Source organism: Candidatus Symbiopectobacterium sp. (genome assembly GCF_020054415.1).
In the GTDB taxonomy this organism is placed as follows: Bacteria; Pseudomonadota; Gammaproteobacteria; order Enterobacterales; family Enterobacteriaceae; genus Symbiopectobacterium.
Genome location: NZ_JAHWCO010000676.1, coordinates 1 through 2,455 on the forward strand (window position 1 = coordinate 1; position 2,455 = coordinate 2,455).

Genomic DNA, 2,455 nt, shown 5'->3' on the forward strand with positions numbered 1-2,455 from the left:
AGGTGGGTGAAGCCATGGCCATGGTCAAAGCGCTTAACCGGATCACGCTATTAGGAATGCCGAACAGTATTCGCATCACGTAACAATCGACCCGTATGGGGCGCAGTCGTTACAAGTTCTGATTTATTCAACAAAGCCCAAGGGAAGACCCAAATATCATCATTTATTGCGGCATATTTCACCGAGGATGCCTTAGAGGGAACGGAGACAGGAAAAGCCCTACAAAAAATAGCGTTTTTTTGTCATGACGGCTCTCGCTACAATGAAGCAACGGTATATGTGCTTTGCAATCGCTTGGATAACAAAGCACATACGCGACAATGGTGCGATAATACCCCGTTACATAATGATGCCGTGCGATCCCTCCTACAGGAAGAGGGCATCGTGATGGCTCGCAGAAACACCGTTTGAGGAAGCAAAAAGCATGACGACGACAACGATTGAAAAAATTCAGCGCCAGATTACAGAAAACCCGATTCTGTTATACATGAAAGGTTCCCCGAAGTTGCCGAGCTGCGGTTTCTCTGCCCAAGCCGTGCAAGCGCTGTCGGCGTGCGGTGAACGCTTCGCCTATGTGGACATTTTACAAAACCCGGATATTCGTGCTGAGCTGCCAAAATACGCTAATTGGCCGACCTTTCCCCAACTGTGGGTTGACGGTGAACTGGTTGGTGGATGCGATATTGTCATTGAAATGTATCAACGTGGCGAATTGCAGCAACTGATCAAAGAAACCGCAGACAAATACCGTGAGCCGCAGGACTGAGACAGCGCACAGTAAATTGTGCCTGTTGGCGGGCATACCGCCGGTATCCGAGGTAAAAGAGGGGAACCAGCACCTGGGTCCCCTCTTATTTGGGAATGAAACCTGTTCATGGTCGTATTCCGAGAACTCAGTCCGTTTGGTCTTCCACGGGCAATGGCCAACCGCCCAGCCGCTTCCAACGATTAACAAGTTCGCAAAATAGCGCCGTGGTTTGCTGCGTATCATAAAGCGCTGAGTGTGCCTGCGCGGAGTCGAAGGCGATGCCAGCGGTCATGCAGGCCTTTGCCAATACGGTCTGTCCCAGCACCAATCCGCTCAGCGCGGCAGTGTCAAAGGTGGCAAAGGGGTGGAACGGGTTGCGCTTCAGCCCGCAGCGTTCCGCTGCTGCCATCAGAAAGCAGTGATCAAAATTGGCGTTGTGGGCGACAATAATCCCGCGATTGCAGCCCCTGTCTTTAATACCTTTACGCACCATTTTGAATATTTCATGCAGTGCTTCGTATTCAGAGACGGCACCGCGCAACGGATTGTGGGGATCAATGCCGGTAAATGCCAGCGCAGCGGGATCAAGAAGCGCGCCTTCGAATGGCTCGACGTGAAAATACAACGTCTCATCGGGCTGTAACCAACCGTCTTCATCCATTTTCATCGTGATGGCGGCAATTTCCAGCAGTGCGTCAGTTTTCGCGTTGAACCCTGCAGTTTCAACATCAATAACAACCGGGTAAAACCCGCGGAAACGGCCACTCAGTGCGTTCAGGTTATTTTTATCAGCCATGTTCTCTTTAATCATTTACTAAATGCAGCGCGCATTATGGCAAATTCCCACCATCAATGCAGTAAAACTGATGCATTGAGCACCCCGAAGGGGAGAAGTGCGCAATGGAATGAGCACAGCGTAAGAGAGAAGGGAAAGGAAAAAACCAAAAAAAGCGGCGGACAGAAGCCGCCGCAGTGCATTGCCTGACAATCAGTTGCCGAGCCCGTTTCCGGATTGCGCTTTTTCAATCAGCTCAATCTTGTAACCATCGTGATCTTCGATAAAGGCAATAATTGTGGTGCCGCCCTTAACAGGGCCAGCTTCGCGCGTCACTTTTTCGCCAACCTGACGAATTCGCTCGCAGGTTGCGGCAACGTCTTCAACCGCCAGCGCAATGTGTCCGAAAGCATTACCCAAATCGTATTTATCAACGCCCCAGTTGTACGTAAGTTCAATGACGGCCCCTTCGCTCTCTTCGGTATAACCCACGAAAGCGAGCGTGTATTTGTATTCGGTATTTTCACTGGTTCGCAGCAAACGCATCCCCAGTACCTTGGTGTAAAAATCGATTGAGCGTTGTAAATCCCCAACACGCAACATGGTATGAAGTAATCGCATAATATCCTCGATTGACTACTGTGGTTGACCGCCATCACAAAGGCGGGTCGTGTATTCAATGAGTTGATGTTGCATCAAACGTAGTACTCGCGTTCGATGTAAGTACCGATGATCCTATCGTGCATTTCAGATGATTTTGAATACCCGAGCGTCTTGCGATTGAGCCGTTGCAATCGGTTACGCAGTATCAGATGTGCACGCTCAATACGCTGTGTATACAGCTTGCTAACAATGTGTTTTACTTTTGGAAGTTCGTCGTTGTAAGCACTGTGCCATCCGTGTTTGCATGACTGACGACGGTAACGCTGAGG

Annotated in this window: 4 protein-coding genes and 1 pseudogene; 2 read left to right on the forward strand and 3 right to left on the reverse strand. The window is 49.9% G+C overall.

Going from position 1 to position 2,455, the window contains the following annotated elements; all coding sequences use genetic code 11:
• Together QZ506_RS19515 and QZ506_RS19520 are read left to right on the forward strand one after the other, a co-directional pair.
• Window positions 1-83, forward strand: a pseudogene (locus tag QZ506_RS19515) (lipoprotein); the annotation flags it as partial.
• Between the two features lie 341 nt (window positions 84-424).
• Window positions 425-766, forward strand: a complete 342-nt coding sequence (locus QZ506_RS19520) for a Grx4 family monothiol glutaredoxin (RefSeq protein WP_291973276.1) — start codon at window positions 425-427, stop codon at window positions 764-766.
• A 127-nt stretch (window positions 767-893) separates the two neighbouring features.
• Here the strand turns inward: QZ506_RS19520 and rnt are convergent, their stop codons facing one another.
• From rnt to QZ506_RS19535, 3 genes are all read right to left on the reverse strand, one after another.
• A complete protein-coding gene (gene rnt / locus QZ506_RS19525; RefSeq protein WP_291973278.1) occupies window positions 894-1,544 on the reverse strand; it encodes a ribonuclease T in 651 nt (216 codons plus the stop codon).
• Window positions 1,545-1,736: 192 nt separating this feature from the next.
• Complete coding sequence (gene gloA / locus QZ506_RS19530; protein WP_291973279.1) at window positions 1,737-2,144, reverse strand: lactoylglutathione lyase; 408 nt, start codon at window positions 2,142-2,144, stop codon at window positions 1,737-1,739.
• 74 nt (window positions 2,145-2,218) lie between these two features.
• Window positions 2,219-2,455, reverse strand: a 237-nt coding sequence (locus QZ506_RS19535) for an IS1 family transposase (protein WP_291973282.1), incomplete at its 5' end; no start/stop codon positions are given.

Excerpts from the sequence above, each read along its gene's own strand:
- QZ506_RS19520 (WP_291973276.1), top strand. The coding sequence starts at position 425 with ATGACGACGACAACGATTGAAAAAATTCAGCGCCAGATTACAGAAAAC.
- rnt (WP_291973278.1), bottom strand. The coding sequence starts at position 1,544 with ATGGCTGATAAAAATAACCTGAACGCACTGAGTGGCCGTTTCCGCGGG.
- gloA (WP_291973279.1), bottom strand. The coding sequence starts at position 2,144 with ATGCGATTACTTCATACCATGTTGCGTGTTGGGGATTTACAACGCTCA.